Source organism: Winogradskyella marina, assembly GCF_015645385.1.
Classification (GTDB): domain Bacteria; phylum Bacteroidota; class Bacteroidia; order Flavobacteriales; family Flavobacteriaceae; genus Winogradskyella; species Winogradskyella marina.
Genome location: NZ_JADOET010000005.1, coordinates 83,244 through 101,560, shown reverse-complemented (window position 1 = coordinate 101,560; position 18,317 = coordinate 83,244). Strand labels below are relative to the sequence as shown.

Here is an 18,317-nt window from a genome sequence, read left to right as displayed (position 1 = left end):
TACAAATTTCTGATATCTCAAATACTAACGTACTAACGCTAAAAAACATAAAACCCTTAAGATTAATTAACCTTAAGGGTTTTCTAGTACTCAAGGCGGGAATCGAACCCGCACGTCTTGCGACATTGGATTTTGAATCCAACGTGTCTACCAATTCCACCACTTGAGCGATTTCGGATTGCAAAAATAGAAAAATATTTCTGTCAAACTATTAAAATTAGTAGGTTTTATGCTTTTTGTAGTAAAATAATTTTCTAAATTTGATGCGTATAAAAAACCCAACACAACACCCACTAAATAACTGACAACAAATGCCATACGAAACCACAGAAGCCAAAATTTTTGCTTGTTCACAAAGCACCTACCTTGCAGAAAAGATAGCTGAGACCTACGGAGTTAAACTAGGTAAGGTAATTACATCGACTTATAGCGATGGAGAATTTCAGCCATCTTACGAAGAATCTATTAGAGGAACACGTATTTTTATCATAGGATCTACACATCCTGGCCCAAAGAATCTAATGGAAATGCTATTAATGATAGATGCAGCAAAACGGGCTTCTGCAAGACATATCACAGCTGTTATGCCATATTTTGGATGGGCAAGACAAGACAGAAAAGATAAACCTAGAGTGCCTATCGCTGCAAAATTAGTGGCAAAAATGTTAGAAGCAGCTGGTGCCACAAGGATTATTACAATGGATTTACATGCGGATCAAATTCAAGGATTTTTCGAAAAACCTGTGGATCACTTATTCGCATCAACCATATTTTTACCGTACTTAAGAAGCCTAAATTTAGACAACCTAACTATTGCTTCTCCAGATATGGGAGGTTCTAAACGTGCTTATGCGTATTCTAAAGCTATAAAAAGCGATGTTGTAATCTGTTACAAGCAACGTGCTAAAGCTAATGTAATCTCGCATATGGAATTAATTGGAGATGTTACAGGCAAAAATGTAGTTTTAGTAGATGATATGGTAGACACAGCAGGTACACTAACTAAAGCTGCAGATCTTATGATGGAACGTGGTGCACTAAGTGTAAGAGCTATTTGTACACATCCAATTTTATCTGGAAACGCTTACGAAAAATTAGAAAACTCTAAACTAGAAGAATTAATTGTAACTAATTCTATTCCTTTAAAACAAGAAAGTAAGAAAATACGCGTTTTAAGTTGCTCTGATTTGTTTGCAGATGTCATGTATAATGTACATCACAACAAATCTATTAGTAGTAAATTTGTAATGTAATCCGCTTTTATATTATTAATTTTTAATGTTGATATTAGGACGAGCCTTCAATAAAACTGGCAGTATTAAAAAATAGTGAACTAACACTAGTATTTTCATTTAAAATTTCTAAATTTGCAGCCCTCAAAATGAGGGAATTAAAAATTTAATAAAACATTTCAAAAAATGAAATCAATTACAATTAACGGATCTCAAAGAGAAAGCGTAGGCAAAAAAGCAACTAAAGCCTTACGTAATGCTGGTCAGGTTCCTTGCGTTATATACGGAGGAGACAAAGCATTCCATTTCTCGGCACCAGAATTAGCTTTCTCAAAACTTGTATATACTGCTAGCGCACATACAGTTGTGATTGTCTTAGATAACGGTGAAAAAATCAATGCAGTAATGCAAGACATTCAATTTCACCCTGTTACTGACAGAATCTCACACATAGATTTCTATCAGATTTTCGAAAACAAAGAAATTACAATGGAAATTCCTATTCAAATCGTAGGATCTTCTAAAGGTGTAATGAATGGTGGTAACTTAAGAATGCCATATCGTAAACTTAGAGTAAAAGCTATCCCTTCAAAATTACCAGATTTTATTGAGATTGATATTACTCCATTAAAAATCGGTAGTAAATTCTATATTACAGAATTAGAAAACGAAGATTACAAATTCTTACACCCAGATAATACTGTAGTATGTCAAGTAAGACGTAGCAGATTAGCTATTGTAGATGCAGATGACGATGAAGAAGAAGCTGAAGGAGCAGAAGGAACTGATGCACCAGCAGCAGAAGAAACTCAAGAATAGATAATAACTATTTTTAAATATATTAAGAGACTGTCTATAAGGATAGTCTCTTTTTTTGTTGAATTTTCAGCAAATTAAAACCAATAGCCAAGGTTAAAAAGCCAAGAGCTAGCGCCAGTTTCTGGTGAATACGTATACTTCCCTTCTAACGGCCCCAAAAACGTTTCTAAAGAATAGCCAAGAGCATAACCACTATGGTTAGGAGCTGTAAAAAAATTGCCTGATTCAAAAAGTCCATCGCCAATATTAGCAAAGTTGGCAGCAAATATTATATGGTGCTTTTTATAGATTTCATAGTCTAAAGTTAGCGTAGACTTTACAAAACTATCTCCTGTTAAGGTTAAATAGTCATAACCGTAAAAGGAATAAAAATTATTTATAAAATTATAGCCATAGCCTCCCATTGCAAATCCCAAAGAGTTTGTAGAAATGTCCCCAATCTTAAAACCACCATTAGCTTCCGTTTTTAAAGCAAGTTTATCACTAAAACTAAAGGCATAACCAATATCTGCTTTTGCTATAGAAAAATTCATAAAATCCTTATTAAAACCCGAAGCATCTAGATATAGATGAAAAGTCCCATTAAAATAGAATCCATTTTTTGGAAAATAAAAATTATCGTAATTATCAAATTTTAAATTACCATAGACACTTAAATAATCTGTGTTTTCGAAAACAGATCTACTTTCCTCTTCTTCATCGATAATGGTTTCTGAGGTTATTTTTAAACGCTTATGTTCTACACCTAAACGCAACGCAAAATCCTTCCTAAATATGGTTTGTAAATACACTTGATTCGTAAAATCAGAAATTTTAGCATCAATTTTATTCAAACCAGTTAATAAAGGTGAGCCTTCTTCTATAGCTAATCTAGGGTTTACGTTTTTGTTGAACTTATTGAAACGCGATTTGATTCCTAAACTGATATAAAATCCTTTATCAATAAAATAATCAAAATTATATCTAGGATTATCACCTAAAATAACATCTAAGGAGGCTATATCGTTATTAAGTAACAACTTCTTTTTGGTTAGATTAGCAAGTAATGCACTTTTATATAAGCGATCGTAATGAATAGCTAATCTCAGAAATGTGGTCGTTTCAGACTCATTAATATTACCAATAAGTTTAAACTCTGATTCCTTATCTGTAGGTTCTAGATAATATCTAAACGTGTCAAAGTTATTCGTTGCAATTAGGTTGTTTATACCTTGTTTTAAATCGGCGTAGCCAATTTTCTCATCATCTTTAAGTTTTAACTTACCAATCATAAAGGCCCTAGTGTAACGTTCATTTCCTTTTAAGGAAATATTAGTAATCCTTAAACTATCTAATATTTCTACACCTTTTGGCTTCGTAAAATTTGGTTGTTTTACTTTCACCTCATGTAGTTTAGCAAGTTGCTCTCTTGCCGCTACTTCACCATGTTTAATGATGTCATTGCCTTCATCAAACGAAATCACAGTATAATCTGTTATGTCTGGTTTAATATAAATATCAGTTAATTCCACCTTACTTTTCATGGCATTTATTGTCCTGAAATTATTAATCTGTAACAAAATTTCTGGTGCAGACTTAAGGGATTCACGATCCTTTAAGTCATCTTGAACATCCACTCCTATTATGACATCCATACCTTTTGCTCGTAATTCTTCAACCGGAAAATTATTAGTAACACCACCATCAATTAAAATAGCATCATCAATTTCTACAGGTTGAAACAAGGAAGGCAATGCACCACTCGCCGAAACCACTTCTGCTAATCGACCTTCTTCCATAAGTAAAGACTCACCAGTTTCTATATTGGTTGCGATACAAAAAAATGGAATTGGTAATTTGCTAAAGTCATGAATATCATTAACAGGAAGCATTAAGTGATATAGTAAATTATAAACGTTTTGTCCACGAGACAAAGCTGAAGGTAAGGTGATGTCAAAATTATCAAAGGGTAAATTAACGGCGTATTTCTGTGCATTTTCGCGCTCATAAAATGACTTAGAAGCTCTAGAAAACTCATCATTTATCAACACATCAAAGTCTTGCTCCTTAAATATAACTTCTAATTGTTTCCCAGTATAACCTGTTGCGTATAACGAGCCTATAATGGCTCCCATACTTGTACCTGCGATATAATCTACTTTTATCCCTAAACTATCAATAACCTTTAGTACTCCAATATGAGCAAAACCTTTGGCTCCACCTCCACTTAATACTAAACCTACTTTTGGTTCAGAATCGGCTGTGCTTTTCTGCGCGTTTACTGAACAAAGCGTAATTATAAATACAAATAATATGATGTGTTTCAATGTCATGATAAACCTTTCGGTTTTTTAAATTATTCCTTATGGTAATAATTATATACTTTATTTGCTCTAGAAACTCCTACAACCGCTTCAAGCTCATCTAACTTGGCATTGGCAATGCGTTTAACGGTTTTAAACTGTTTCATTAAGTCGATAATAGTTTGTTCTCCTACTCCTGAAATATTCTCTAATTCCGTAGTTAACGCTCCTTTACTTCTTCGGTTTCTATGGTGTTCAATTCCAAAACGATGGGCTTCATTTCGTAATTGTTGTATAATCTTTAAGGTCTCGCTTTTTTTATCTAAATATAACGGAATTGGATCATCTGGATAAAACAATTCTTCCAAACGTTTTGCGATTCCTATAATTGCAATTTTTCCACGTAAACCTAAAACATCTAAACTTTTTAACGATGATGACAATTGCCCTTTTCCTCCATCTATAATAATAAGTTGCGGCAATGGTTGGTCTTCATCTAATAAGCGCTTGTATCGCCTGTAAACCACTTCTTCCATTGAAGCAAAATCATCTGGCCCTTCAACGGTTTTTATATTAAAATGACGGTAATCCTTTTTACTCGGTTTTCCGTTTTTAAAAACCACACAGGCAGCCACAGGATTTGTACCTTGAATGTTAGAGTTATCAAAACATTCAATATGTCTTGGTTCTTCACTCAAACGCAAATCGGCTTTCATTTGCGCCATTATTCGGTTGGCATGGCGATCTGGATCTACAAGTTTTACTTGTTTTAACTTATCCATTCTAAAATACTTCGCATTTCGAATGGATAACTCTAAAATACTCTTTTTGTCACCAAGCTTAGGAATTGTTACCTTTATTTCATCACCTAAATTCACTTGAAAAGGTACGTAAATTTCTTTTGAATTGGAATTGAAACGCTGTCTGATTTCAGTAATCGCTAGTTCTAATAATTGGACATCTGTTTCCTGTAGTTTTTTCTTCAACTCTAAGGTATGCGACCTAATAATAGAACCGTAACTTAACTGTAAAAAATTGACGTAAGCGTAAGATTCATCACTAACTATCGAAAACACATCGACATTACTTATCTTAGGATTTATAATGGTAGATTTAGCCTGATAATTTTCTAAAACCTCTAATTTTTCTTTTATTTTCTGAGCATCTTCAAACTGCATGGCTTCTGCATGCCGCTTCATTTGTATTCTAAATTGCTGCAAGGAATCTTTAAAATTTCCTTTTAATAGTTCTCTAATGGCAATTATATTAGCGTGATATTCGTCTTCAGTTTCATAACCTTCGCAAGCTCCTTTACAATTCCCTAAATGGTATTCTAAACAGACTTTATATTTTCCGGCTTCGATTTTAGCTTCAGATAAATCATAATTACAAGTTCGTAATTGATATAAGCCTTTTATTAAACCTAAAAGTGTTTTTACCGTCTTCATACTTGTGTATGGTCCAAAATATTCTGAACCATCTTTAATAACACGACGTGTTGGAAATACTCTTGGAAAACGTTCTTTTTTTATACAAATCCAAGGATACGATTTATCGTCCTTTAATAAGACATTGTATTTGGGTTTATACTTTTTTATGAGGTTATTCTCAAGCAATAACGCATCATTTTCCGTTTCTACGACAATATGTTTTACCGATGCGATATTCTTAACCAGGACACGAGTTTTACCATAATCGTGATGCTTAGTAAAATAACTACTCACCCGTTTTTTTATATCTTTAGCTTTTCCAACATAAATTAAACGATCGTCTGCATCAAAATATTGGTAGACACCAGGTTGATGAGGAAGCGTTTTTATCTGTATGTCTAAGGTAGATTCTGGCATTTAACCAAAGGTAAGAATTCATAAAAATATTCGTGTAATTTTCAGTCACTTTATCATTACCTTGTGCCACTTTTTATATATTTAATTTATGACAAAAAAAGTTTTAGGACGTATTGATAGGGTTGACTTTCCAGAATTAAAGCTAAATACTATTGATGTAAAGATCGATACTGGTGCATACACATCTGCAATTCACTGCTCTAAAATTAGAGAAGAAAACGATAAACTCTATTGTATTTTTGAAAGTAAAGGTCATCCTAATTTTAAAAGTGAAGAAGTTGTTTTTAACACCTACACTTATACAGACGTAAAAAGCAGTAACGGTTACAAGGAAAACCGCTACAAAATTAAAACAACCGTTGTATTCTTTGGAAAAAGTTATAAGATTAACTTAACTTTAAGCACTAGAGACGATATGAAATTCCCAGTATTAATAGGTCGCCAATTTTTGAAAAACAAATTTTTGGTAGATGTCGATTTAAAGAATCAATCCCATAAACAAAACACTATTACATGAACATAGTCATTCTTTCACGAAACCCCGAACTTTACTCCACAAGACGTCTTGTTGAAGAGGGAGAAAAGCGCGGTCATTTAGTTGAAATCATTGATCCTTTAAAATGTGATATCATAATAGAAAAGGAAAAACCAACCATTTACTATAAGGATCGCTATTTAGATTATGTTGATGCTATAATCCCTAGAATTGGTGCCTCTGTAACATTTTACGGTTGTGCACTTGTAAGACAGTTTGAAGAAATGGGTGTTTTTACCATTGCTTCTTCAGATGCGATAACACGTTCGCGCGATAAGTTGAGAAGCTTACAACGTTTAAGTAAAGCAGGAATTGGTATGCCTAAAACTGTTTTCACTAACTACTCTAGAGATGTTGTTGAAGTTATTGATTATGTAGGTGGTACTCCTGTAATTATAAAATTACTTGAAGGCACACAAGGGCTTGGTGTGGTTTTAGCCGAAACTAAAAATGCAGCAGAATCTGTTTTAGAAGCTTTTAATGGTTTACAGGCTAGAGTGATTGTTCAAGAATATATCAAAGAAGCAAAAGGTGCAGACTTAAGAGCCTTAGTGGTAGATGGCCAAGTGGTTGGAGCTATGAAACGCCAAGGAAAAGAAGGTGAATTCAGATCTAATTTACATCGTGGTGGTTCTGCCAATATCATAAAATTAAATCACGACGAACTCAATTTAGCAATGCGTGCTGCCAACGTTTTAAAACTACCTGTTTGCGGTGTAGATATGTTACAGTCTTCTCGTGGCCCATTATTATTAGAAGTTAATTCTACTCCAGGACTCGAAGGTATTGAAGGCGCAACGCAAAAAAATATAGCTAAAGCTATTATTACTTTTATTGAACGAAACAGAAATTAACCCAAATCATGCCAAAAGATATTTTAAATATTTTAGGTGTCGAAGTTGCTCCTGGCAAAGGTGTTACAGTAACCTTTGAAGTTGCAAAACTACACACTAGAAACACACTCGAAGTTCCTATTATAATTGAACGATCTAAAAAACCTGGCCCAACAGTTTTAATGACGGCAGGTATTCATGGGGATGAAGTTAATGGAGTAGAGATTGTAAGACAAATTATTGCCAAAGGTATTAATAAACCAAAAACGGGGACCACCATTTGTGTCCCTGTGATTAATGTTTTTGGGTTTTTAAATATGGACCGTAAATTTCCAGATGGTCGTGATTTAAATCGCGTGTTTCCCGGCAATGCCAGAGGGTCTTTAGCCAGTAGAGTAGCAAACTTTGTAATGACGGAACTAGTACCACATGTAGATTTCGCTATGGATTTTCACACTGGTGGATCAGATCGGTTTAATGCAGCACAAATTAGAATTGTAAAAGATGATGCTCGCCTTACAGAATTGGCGCATGTGTTTGGAGCTCCTTTTATATACTATTCTCAAAATCTAAATAAAACCTTTAGAAACGCATGTGATAAAGCAGGTGTGCCTATGTTGTTGTTTGAAGGAGGAAAATCGTTTAACATTCACTCTAATATTACCAATACTGGTGTTAATGGAGCTAAACGTGTTTTACACCATTTAGGCATGCTAAGGTCTAAATATAAAGTGTCTCAACCTAAGGTTAACGCTGTAGTTATTGAAGAAAGTAAATGGTTAAGAGCTAAATATTCTGGTATGTTTAAAGCCACAGTAAAAATCAATGCAAAAGTAACCAAAGGGGACGTCTTAGGTAATATAACAGATCCTTATGGCAGCTTTAATTATTTTGTAAAAGCACCAAACACAGGGTATATTTTTAATGTAAATGAATCGCCAATAATCTATCAAGGTGATGCTATATTCCATATTTCAACCGAAATTGAAAACTGATGACAAAAGCAGTATTAAGAAAAAAATATAAGAATTTACGTCAACAATTATCCGACACTCAAGTTGATGATTTTAGCATTAAAATTGCCAATAAGTTGCTAACGCTAGATATTTGGGATAAATCCTTCTACCATGTTTTTTTAACGATAGAAGAGCAAAAAGAAATTAACACAGATTATATCCTTAATATTTTAGCCGGAAAGGATAAGAATATCATCATTTCAAAAAGTCATATTAAAGATTACAGTATGACGCATTTTTTGTTAACCGACAATACAAGACTTAAAAAAAGCACCTATAATGTTCCAGAACCTGTTGATGGTATAGCAATACAAGCATCACAATTAGAAGTAGTTTTTGTACCACTTTTAGCCTATGATAAAACAGGAAACAGAGTGGGTTACGGAAAAGGATTCTACGATCGATTTTTAGCACAATGTAAACCCGAAACTTTAAAAATCGGCTTGTCTTTTTTTGAAGCTGAAAACGAAGCATTTGAAACTTCAGAAGAGGATATTAAGTTGGATTATTGTGTGACCCCGAATCAAGTGTTTCAGTTTTAGATTGCTCTTTAGGCTCTTCAAAAGCCTTCTTATTAAACACAATTAAAATACCAATTCCTGTACTAATCGCCATATCAGCTACATTAAAAACAGGATCAAAAAACGAAAAGTATTTCCCTCCAATCAACGGTAAGTTCTCTGGCATGACTCCACTCCAAATCGGAAAATGAAGCATATCTACCACATTACCATGAAACATCTTAGCATAACCACCTTCTTCTGGTAAAAATGTAGCGACTTGCATAATGCTATCATTAAACAACACACCATAAAATACAGAGTCTATAATATTACCTAAAGCACCAGCGAAAATAATTGAAATAGCAAAAATTAAGGTTTTAGATTTTTTCTTTTTAGTAACATCTAATAGCCAAAATGCAATGCCTGTAACAGCAACAATTCTAAATAAGGTTAAGGTTAATTTTGCGGTTTCATCAGAAATCAACGACGTAAAATCACTTAATTTTGTTCCCCAAGCCATGCCATCATTTTCTATAAAGGCAATATTAAACCAGGAAAAAACGGTTACATTTTCACCCAATTGAAAATGCGTTTTTATATAAATTTTACTAATTTGATCAATCAGTAAAATAATAAGAATAATAATTGAAGCTTTCTTTAAAGACATCTATTGGTTTTAAACAAAAATAAAGGTTTAATCTGGCTTTTCAACTGTAATATTTCCATTAATAGATTTCAATTTCCAGGTTGAAATTGCATTATAAAATTCATCTACAGTAATTTTTCCATGATTAGAATTGGCTGTAACAGCAGCATTGTCAGTCACAACAATTATGTCACCATCTAACGTATTTATCGTAGCTGTTTTTGTATCAGCTTCAACATAACATCTCCCTCGAGATAGTTGTATATACAGCGAATTAAAAGTGCCATTTAAATCAACAGAACCAATATCACTCACAATATCTAAAGAGCGTTCTTCAGGGATTTCTAATTGTAAGGTGGCAGCAATCACCTTGTGTGCGTTTCGCTTATCGTCTGGGATTTCTGAAAATGACAAATGCTCTAAATGTAAATAAAGCGTGTGATTGTTTTCACGCATTTCCACTTGAAATTCATTTTGATACTCACCATCTAAAGTAGACACTATTTTAATTTGATTAGTCTTTGATGTTACAACTGTAATTTTAAAAATTTGATTGCCATCAATTACAATACTATCTATACGCTCTGCCGTTAGTTCCTTTTCAAGCACATTTTGGGCTTGTAGAGACAGTGCAACAAAAAGAAAACCGATAAGCATAAAAAAAGCCTTGAAATTAAAATCCCAAGGCTTTATAGTGTTGTTTTTATTCAAAATAGATGCTCAATTAATGCGGTTCCTACTGTACTGAAACCAGTTCAGCACAAGCAGCAGGAATATTACTGCATATTTTTTGCTTCAATGCTCAGTGTTGCGTGAGGCACTAACTTTAAACGGTCTTTGTTAATTAATTTTCCCGTAACACGACATACTCCATATGTTTTATTCTCAATACGAATAATCGCATTTTTTAAATCGCGAATAAACTTTTCTTGACGAATAGCCAAAGCTGAATTGGCTTCTTTACTCATTGTTGCGCTACCTTCTTCAAAAGCTTTAAACGTTGGTGATGTATCATCCGTTCCGTTATCAAAGTCATTCATGTAAGCACTTTTTATAAGTTGCAAATCATGTTCTGCCTTTTGTATTTTATCTTGAAGTATCGCTTTAAATTCTGCTAAATCTTTATCAGAATATCGGTTGTTCGTTTCTGTACTCATATTATTAATGTTTTTGAATAAATAATTTGGTATTGACCTCATCAAATACAATCTCTATACCATTATTTATTGTGTCCATAATTTGTAATTCTTCGGTTAAGGTTTCAGATTTAATATACGCTTCATTTGAAGAAACGGCCTCAATAATTTGATCATCTTTTTGAAGCTGAACATCAATTCTGTCTGTAACTTCAAATCCTGAATCTTTTCGTAAATTTTGAATACGATTTACAAGCTCTCTTGCAATCCCTTCTTTACGTAAATCTTCGTTGATAGTAACGTCTAAAGCCACTGTTAATGCACCTTCATTCGCTACAAGCCATCCTTCTATATCTTGCGATGTAATCTCTACATCTTCCAAAACTAAGATAACAGTTTTTTCGTTAATTACTAATTCTAAATTACCTTTTTGTTCAATAGTTTTAATATCATCTGCAGTAAGTTCTTTTATTGCATTTGCTATTAATTTCATATCCCTTCCGAACCTAGGACCTAAAGCCTTAAAGTTTGGTTTTATTTGTTTTACTAAAATATCTGAAGCGTCTTCTAAGAGTTCTATGTCTTTTATGTTTACTTCGTGCTTAATTAAATCTGCGACAGCTTCAATTTCTTCTTTTTGCTGCTTATTATCTACAGGAATCATGATTTTCTGTAAAGGCTGACGTACCTTAATCTTCTCCTTAGCTCTCAACGATAAAACTAATGAACATATGGTTTGAGCGCTCTCCATTTTGCGTTCTAAAACTTTGTCAATAGCACTTTCGTTAGCGATTGGAAAATCTGCAAGGTGGACACTATCAAATGTTTCTTTTTTCGTAACAGCATTTAAATCTAAATACAAACGGTCCATAAAGAAAGGTGCAATTGGTGCGCCTAACTTCGCAATGGTTTCCATACACGTATACAGTGTTTGGTATGCCGAAATTTTATCAGCTTGGTAATCGCCTTTCCAAAAACGTCTTCTGCTTAAACGCACGTACCAGTTACTCAAATAGTCTTGTGTAAAATCTGAAATTACACGTGCTGCCCTTGTTGGTTCGTAAGCTTCATAGAATTTATCTACTTTTTGAATTAAGGTATTTAATTCTGATAAAATCCAACGGTCAATTTCTGGTCGTTCTTCTAATGGAATATCGGCTTCACTATAATCAAAACCATCAATATTTGTATACAACGTGAAGAATGAATAGGTGTTATAAAGTGTACCGAAGAATTTACGACTCACCTCGGCAATACCATCACTATCAAATTTTAAATTATCCCAAGGATTAGCATTACTAATCATGTACCAACGTGTGGCATCTGCTCCGTATTTTGATAGGGTTTCAAAAGGGTCAACGGCATTTCCTAAACGCTTAGACATCTTTTGTCCGTTTTTATCTAAAACCAATCCATTTGATACGACGTTTTTATACGCAACATCATCAAAAATCATAGTTGCAATAGCATGAAGCGTGTAGAACCAACCTCTTGTTTGATCAACACCTTCGGCAATGAAATCTGCCTTTCTCCAAGTATCATCAACTTTTTCTTTGTTTTCAAAAGGATAATGCCATTGTGCATAAGGCATAGAGCCAGAATCGAACCAAACATCAATTAAATCGCTCTCGCGTTTCATGGGTTGACCTGATGCTGAAACTAACACAATTTTATCAACAACATTTTTATGTAAATCAATGCTTTCGTAATTCTCTTCAGACATGTTCCCGACTTCAAATTCAGAGAAGATATCTTCAGACATAATGCCTGCTTTCACAGACTTTGCCATTTCTTCTTTCAATTCGGCAACAGAACCAATGCATATGACGTCTTTACCATCTTCTGTTCTCCAGATTGGTAATGGAATACCCCAAAAACGAGATCGTGATAAATTCCAGTCGTTGGCATTTGCTAACCAATTACCAAAACGACCCGTTCCTGTAGATTCTGGTTTCCAGTTAATCCCGGTATTTAGCTCATGCATTCTACCTTTTACATCTGTGATTTTTATAAACCACGAATCTAATGGGTAGTACAAAATTGGCTTATCAGTTCTCCAACAGTTTGGGTAACTGTGCTTATATTTTTCAACTTTAAACGCCTTATTTTCTATCTTTAATTTAATGGCTAATTCTACATCTATAGATTTCTCTGGTGCTTCGCCATCATCATAATATTCATTCTTTACATATTTACCTGCAAATTCGCCCATTTCGGGTCTAAACTTCCCTTGTAAATCTACCAATGGCACTAAATTGCCATTCTCATCTTTTACTAAAAGAGGTGGAATTTCTGGTGAAGCCTGTTTTGCAACCAAGGCATCATCGGCTCCAAAAGTTGGTGCTGTATGTACGATTCCTGTACCATCTTCAACCGTTACGAAATCACCAGAAATGATTCTAAACGCATTTTCAGGATTATCGTTTGGCAAAGCGTATGGTAATATTTGCTCGTAGGTTATTCCTACTAAATCTTTTCCAACGAAATCTTTAACTACGAAATAAGGAATCTTTTTATCGCCTTCCTTGTAGTCTATTAATTCTTGTTTTGTTTCAACACGTTTAAATTTACCATCAAATTGGTTATTGACTAAGTTCTTAGCCAAGACCACATTCATCGGTTTAAAGGTGTATTGATTGTAAGTTTCAACTAAAACGTATTCAATTTTTGGTCCAACCGTTAACGCTGTGTTACTAGGAAGTGTCCAAGGTGTGGTCGTCCAAGCTAAAAAGAAAATATCACCTTCATTCTGAAGAAAATCTGGTAAAGAATCTGCTTTGGCTTTAAACTGAGCTACAACCGTTGTATCTGTAACATCTTGGTAAGTTCCTGGTTGATTGAGCTCATGTGAACTTAAACCTGTTCCTGCTTTCGGCGAATATGGCTGAATAGTGTAGCCTTTATATATTAAATCTTTGTCGTATATCTGCTTTAACAACCACCAAACCGTTTCCATGTATTTGGACTTGTAGGTCACATACGGATTATCCATATCTACCCAATATCCCATTTTTTTGGTAAGGTCGTTCCAGATATCTGTATAACGCATAACAGCTTTTTTACAGGCTTCGTTATACGCTTCTACGGTAATTTTAGTTCCAATATCTTCTTTGGTGATCCCCAATTCTTTTTCTACACCAAGCTCAACTGGTAAGCCATGTGTATCCCAACCTGCTTTTCGTTTCACTTGAAAACCTTTCATGGTTTTATAACGTGGAAAAATATCTTTAATCGCACGTGCTAAAACGTGGTGCACACCAGGTAAACCGTTTGCAGAAGGTGGTCCTTCAAAAAACACAAAAGGTGGTTTTCCTTCTCTTGTAGTTACACTTTTATCGAAGATATTATTAGCTTCCCAATAGTTACCGATTTCGTCTGCAACGTTTGGCAAGTTAAGTCCTTTATATTCAGGGAACTTTGTACTCATTATTCTGTTTTCTTATAAGTCTGCGAATTTACAGAATTTTGAGGAAAAATGAGATGGCTTTTGTGAAAAAAGGATGATACGATTGCTTTATTGGTTTTTGCTGAAATTGTAGATGCAAAAAAGATGACCTATTCGTTTTATCAAAGGAATTTATAACGCAAGCCAAACAACACATTACTTGGTGGCATTGGTGTAAAACCAGATTCTATATAATCGGCATTAAAAATATTGTTTGCCGTTATAGAAAACTCGACTTGCTTTAAGGTCATAACAACCGAAGCATCCCATACATTATAGGTTTGTCCTGTGGTACGTTCGGCATATTTGTAAATGATGTTTTGCTTGATATTTTTGAATAATTTGGTACTTAATCGTGTGGTGAAATGATGTTTTAAAGTATTTAATGCATAACGTGAAAGTTCCTCGTTTTGTTCTAAAATGTCATCCTCTAAATAAGCATATCCAAAAGCTAAGGTTTGATTGAAGTCATTCATTTTAAACGAATAAGACGCATCAAACTCTAAACCTTTGGTATTAACTTCTGCAATGTTGGTAGCTGTGTAAACGTCTTCAGAACTGTTTGGCCTTATAAAATCAATTAGATTGGTGGCATCTCTATTAAAAACAGATAGACTGGTTCTAAAGTTTTGAGCGTTGTATTTTATACCAATTTCTTGTGCAAAGGCTTCTTCTGGTTCTAAATTCTCATTTCCTAAAGTTCCTGGATCCGTATAATATAAATCGGTATAGGTTGGAATTCTGTAGGTAAACCCAATATTTCCGTAGGCTTTTAGGTTATTGGTAATATCGAAACCAATATCTAATCCTGGAAAGGCATTAAATTTAAAATCCGAAAAATACGTCATTGCCACACCTGGCGTAATATCTAATCGGTTATCGACAAACTGAAATCTATGCTCTAAAAATAATGTCGTCATAAAACGCTGACGTTGACCTAAATTATTACTTCGCAAGTACGTTTTAGACATATCTATTCCAAATCCTGTGATACCAAGTTTAGATGTATATGATGCATTTGCCTCTGCTCCAATTTTATTCGACACGTGAATATTTCTAAAAAATTCAGGTTCAAACCGTCTCAAAAGGAATATATCTTGGTTGCGTTTCCAGTAGATACGTGGTTGTATTTTTAGTTTTTCGGATTGAAATTTCGTTGTGAAGGCAATTAAACTGTTCTGGGTTTCTTCGTATTCCTTGAAAGTAGGATTGGTGGTATAAAAATTTTCGGCACCAAATTTTCGTTCCGAAAACATACTAATCATTTCAATGGCTTGCTTGTTCTTATTAAACGTACTTTTTAAGAAATAACTAGAGTTATCATAGTCTGTATTATCGGTATAGCCTTCCGACGTCATTCTACCAACATGAAGCAGATGTGTTGAGTTTTCTAATTCGCTTCCTACTGTAACCGATCCATTAAGCTGACCGAAAGAACCTGTTTCAATAGTTGCCAAAACCGAATTATCTAATGTCGTTTTCGTCACAATATTAATAGCACCTGTAAAGGCATTTTGACCAAAAATACGTGCAGCAGGTCCTTTTATGATTTCGATTCGCTCAATAACTTCTAATGGTAAAGCGGCATTTAAGGTGTGATGTCCTGTTTGTGCATCATCCATTTTTATACCATCAATTAATAATAGGGTTTGATCAAAACCACCACCTCTAATGAATAAATCAGCCTGACTTCCTCCAGTACCACGACGTCTAACATCGACTCCTGCAACTTGCTGTAATACATCTGAAATGGTCACAGCAGCACTACTTTTAATATCTGCAGAGGTGATAATATTTATGGTTCGGGAATTGTCTTTAAAGGGGAGGTCAATTCGTGTTGAGGTAATAATAACTTCTCTTAAAGAGTCTGTTTTTATAATGGGATGTGCGTCTTGTGCATTGAGTTGGCTCGTCGCCATTAAAATACATATAAAAAGTGCGGTAATCGTTTTCATTTATTTTGGCTTTATAGAACTTAGTTCTTGTATGGTTTTATTTTAACACTGCAAAAGTCGTAACTTCGCGGACGATTAAACTAGTCCAGTTTTAAAACAATGAATAGTCCGGTTAGTCAAATTCTAAAACAGCTTATCACTTTTGATAAAACTATTGTTCAACCTGTATATGTTCAAGTAGCACAACAAATCGTCAATGCAATACAACGTGGCTATTTAGAAAAAGGGAGTAAGTTGCCAGGAACTCGTGTTTTTAGTCAGTTATTAAACATTCACCGCAATACGGCTGTTGCTATTTACGAAGAGTTAGCGTCTCAAGGTTGGGTAGATATTATAGCGAATAGAGGAACCTTTGTGTTAGTGCCCGAAGCTTCAACGGCAAAAATTAAGGCGACAACAGAGCACTTGCAACAGGCATATACCTATCCAAAAGTCGCTGGTTTTCCGTTTCAAAAATCGTTTCACTTGGCTTCCACAGCACAAGAAACAACGGCTAAATATTCTATTAACGAAGGTAAGCCCGATTTGCGCTTGCATCCTGTGCATCAATTTTCGAGATGGTATAGCGCAGCAATGAAACGGAAACCCTTAATTAATAAATGGAATAGAACCACTGCTTTAAGACCTTCTGTTTTTAGTACACAACTCTGTAATTATTTGAATGCCTCACGAGGATTTCACATTAATCCACAGCACTTAATTAATACACGCAGCACAGAAATGAGCCTTTATATGGTTTCACAACTGCTCATAAAACAAGATGATTTGGTGTTGGTTGGGCAGTTGAGTAATTATGCTGCTAATATGATTTTTCAAGAAGCAGGCGCGACAATGCGTACTATTCCGGTTGATGAAGAAGGCTTGGATGTCGATTATATTAAAACGCATTTTGTAAAGAAAAGCATACGCTGTGTGTATATCTGTTCACATAGAGATTATCCGACAACGGTAATGTTGAGTGCTAAACGTCGTTTGCAATTATTGCAACTCGCCAAAACTTACGGATTTGCTATTATCGAAGACGATTATGATTATGATTTTCAATTTGAAGGTTCTGCGATGTTACCTATGGCAAGTGCAGATGCTGATGGTATGGTCATTTATTTAGGGAAGTTAGGGCAGTCATTATTTCCCAGTTTTCATACAGGATTTGTTGTCGCACCAGAAAATTTTATTTCAGAAGCTAAAAACTACTTACAATTATTAGATAAACAGGGAGACCTCATACAAGAGCAAATGCTTGCTGAGCTCATTTCTGAAGGCGAAATTTATCGACTCAAGAAAAAGAATATTGTCACGTACAAACAACGTCTCGATAGTTTGTGCCTGTATTTAAACTCCTATTTTGAAGGTATTGTCACTTGGGAAAAACCTTTAGGTGGTTTAGCGCTATGGTTGCAATTTGTACATACTATTTCGTTAGTAAAACTAGCCGAAGAAGCTGAAAAACTCGATTTATTTCTGCCTAAAACCATTTTGTACCAAGATATAAATACCTGTGCTATTCGTTTTGGATTTGGGCATTTAAATGAAGACGAACTGCTTATTGTGATTAAAAAGTTGAAACGTGCATACGATGAAGTAGTTAATCTTTAATAGGAAATTCTGTGTTGCAATCCTCGCATTTATATTTGTAACGTGCACTAAAAGGCAATGTAAAGAACAGTAGACCAATTAAAAAAGACATCAAGGATTTGAAATTAGTGATAGTAGTGTACATTTCAATATGTTGACCTTTACAATTGGGGCAAACTATAGGATTTCCTTCGTTATCTACAGAATAAGCTTTAATAGATTTTAGAATTTCTCGCGCTTGTTCTTCATCCTTAGCAAGTACCTTTAATTTTACACCTCCAATAGCCTGACTCACTAAAGGATCTGTGTCTATGGTGAGATTATCTCTTAAAAAGACTTCAATACCATCGGATTCTAATCGGCCTTTGGCAATTTGTGCTTCTGTAGAATACGGGAATCGGGCTATGGTAACAAAGGTATCTTGCATGAAGCAAAGATACTATATTCTAGTGGAGACCTGTCAGGTTATATACTGAAACAAGTTCAGCACTAA

Annotated in this window: 15 protein-coding genes and 1 tRNA gene; 7 read left to right on the top strand and 9 right to left on the bottom strand. The window is 34.4% G+C overall.

The features are described 5' to 3' along the window. Window positions 1–87: 87 nt before the first annotated feature. A tRNA-Leu gene (locus ITJ86_RS07740) sits at window positions 88–169 on the bottom strand. 142 nt (window positions 170–311) lie between these two features. On the opposite strand from ITJ86_RS07740, the gene ITJ86_RS07735 reads away from it, so the two are divergent. Together ITJ86_RS07735 and ITJ86_RS07730 are read left to right on the top strand one after the other, a co-directional pair. Then, window positions 312–1,253 (top strand): ribose-phosphate pyrophosphokinase, encoded by a 942-nt coding sequence (locus tag ITJ86_RS07735; RefSeq protein WP_195871065.1) that lies wholly within the window; start codon window positions 312–314, stop codon window positions 1,251–1,253. 165 nt (window positions 1,254–1,418) lie between these two features. After that, window positions 1,419–2,051 (top strand): 50S ribosomal protein L25/general stress protein Ctc, encoded by a 633-nt coding sequence (locus tag ITJ86_RS07730; RefSeq protein ID WP_195871064.1) that lies wholly within the window; start codon window positions 1,419–1,421, stop codon window positions 2,049–2,051. Window positions 2,052–2,125: 74 nt separating this feature from the next. Here ITJ86_RS07730 and ITJ86_RS07725 read toward each other — a convergent pair whose 3' ends face one another. After that, window positions 2,126–4,363, bottom strand: a complete 2,238-nt coding sequence (locus tag ITJ86_RS07725) for a patatin-like phospholipase family protein (protein ID WP_195871063.1) — start codon at window positions 4,361–4,363, stop codon at window positions 2,126–2,128. 23 nt (window positions 4,364–4,386) lie between these two features. Then, window positions 4,387–6,180: an excinuclease ABC subunit UvrC gene (gene uvrC / locus ITJ86_RS07720; RefSeq protein ID WP_195871062.1), complete on the bottom strand. Its 1,794-nt coding sequence runs from the start codon at window positions 6,178–6,180 to the stop codon at window positions 4,387–4,389. An 88-nt stretch (window positions 6,181–6,268) separates the two neighbouring features. Between uvrC and ITJ86_RS07715 the strand changes: the two genes are divergently transcribed. The 4 genes from ITJ86_RS07715 to ITJ86_RS07700 are packed head-to-tail and all read left to right on the top strand — an operon-like array spanning window position 6,269 to window position 9,106. After that, window positions 6,269–6,697 (top strand): ATP-dependent zinc protease family protein, encoded by a 429-nt coding sequence (locus ITJ86_RS07715; RefSeq protein ID WP_195871061.1) that lies wholly within the window; start codon window positions 6,269–6,271, stop codon window positions 6,695–6,697. Continuing rightward, window positions 6,694–7,569, top strand: a complete 876-nt coding sequence (rimK, locus tag ITJ86_RS07710) for a 30S ribosomal protein S6--L-glutamate ligase (protein WP_195871060.1) — start codon at window positions 6,694–6,696, stop codon at window positions 7,567–7,569. Before ITJ86_RS07715 ends, rimK begins: the two co-directional genes overlap by 4 nt. An 8-nt stretch (window positions 7,570–7,577) precedes the next feature. Beyond that, the gene (locus ITJ86_RS07705; RefSeq protein ID WP_195871059.1) at window positions 7,578–8,543 is read left to right on the top strand and encodes a succinylglutamate desuccinylase/aspartoacylase family protein; all 966 of its coding nucleotides are present in this window, start codon (window positions 7,578–7,580) and stop codon (window positions 8,541–8,543) included. Beyond that, window positions 8,543–9,106 (top strand): 5-formyltetrahydrofolate cyclo-ligase, encoded by a 564-nt coding sequence (locus tag ITJ86_RS07700; protein ID WP_195871058.1) that lies wholly within the window; start codon window positions 8,543–8,545, stop codon window positions 9,104–9,106. The genes ITJ86_RS07705 and ITJ86_RS07700 overlap by 1 nt, the downstream gene beginning before the upstream one ends. On the opposite strand, the gene ITJ86_RS07695 is transcribed toward ITJ86_RS07700, so the two are convergent. The 5 genes from ITJ86_RS07695 to ITJ86_RS07675 form a co-directional block, all read right to left on the bottom strand. Next, window positions 9,060–9,734 (bottom strand): lipoprotein signal peptidase, encoded by a 675-nt coding sequence (locus ITJ86_RS07695; protein ID WP_195871057.1) that lies wholly within the window; start codon window positions 9,732–9,734, stop codon window positions 9,060–9,062. The genes ITJ86_RS07700 and ITJ86_RS07695 overlap by 47 nt on opposite strands. A gap of 27 nt (window positions 9,735–9,761) precedes the next feature. Continuing rightward, entirely contained in the window at window positions 9,762–10,424 is a 663-nt protein-coding gene (locus ITJ86_RS07690) for a DUF4097 family beta strand repeat-containing protein (RefSeq protein WP_195871056.1), read from the bottom strand. A 65-nt stretch (window positions 10,425–10,489) separates the two neighbouring features. Then, window positions 10,490–10,870, bottom strand: a complete 381-nt coding sequence (locus tag ITJ86_RS07685) for a TraR/DksA family transcriptional regulator (RefSeq protein WP_195871055.1) — start codon at window positions 10,868–10,870, stop codon at window positions 10,490–10,492. Window positions 10,871–10,874: 4 nt separating this feature from the next. Beyond that, window positions 10,875–14,276 (bottom strand): isoleucine--tRNA ligase, encoded by a 3,402-nt coding sequence (gene ileS / locus ITJ86_RS07680; protein ID WP_195871054.1) that lies wholly within the window; start codon window positions 14,274–14,276, stop codon window positions 10,875–10,877. Window positions 14,277–14,416: 140 nt separating this feature from the next. Then, on the bottom strand, window positions 14,417–16,249 hold the full coding sequence (locus ITJ86_RS07675; RefSeq protein WP_195871053.1) for a TonB-dependent receptor plug domain-containing protein: 1,833 nt from the start codon (window positions 16,247–16,249) through the stop codon (window positions 14,417–14,419). 99 nt (window positions 16,250–16,348) lie between these two features. Here ITJ86_RS07675 and ITJ86_RS07670 point away from each other — a divergent pair, with 99 nt between their 5' ends. Further along, a complete protein-coding gene (locus ITJ86_RS07670) occupies window positions 16,349–17,845 on the top strand; it encodes an aminotransferase-like domain-containing protein (protein WP_195871052.1) in 1,497 nt (498 codons plus the stop codon). Here ITJ86_RS07670 and ITJ86_RS07665 read toward each other — a convergent pair. Continuing rightward, complete coding sequence (locus ITJ86_RS07665) at window positions 17,835–18,251, bottom strand: putative signal transducing protein (RefSeq protein ID WP_195871051.1); 417 nt, start codon at window positions 18,249–18,251, stop codon at window positions 17,835–17,837. The genes ITJ86_RS07670 and ITJ86_RS07665 overlap by 11 nt on opposite strands. Window positions 18,252–18,317: the final 66 nt, after the last annotated feature.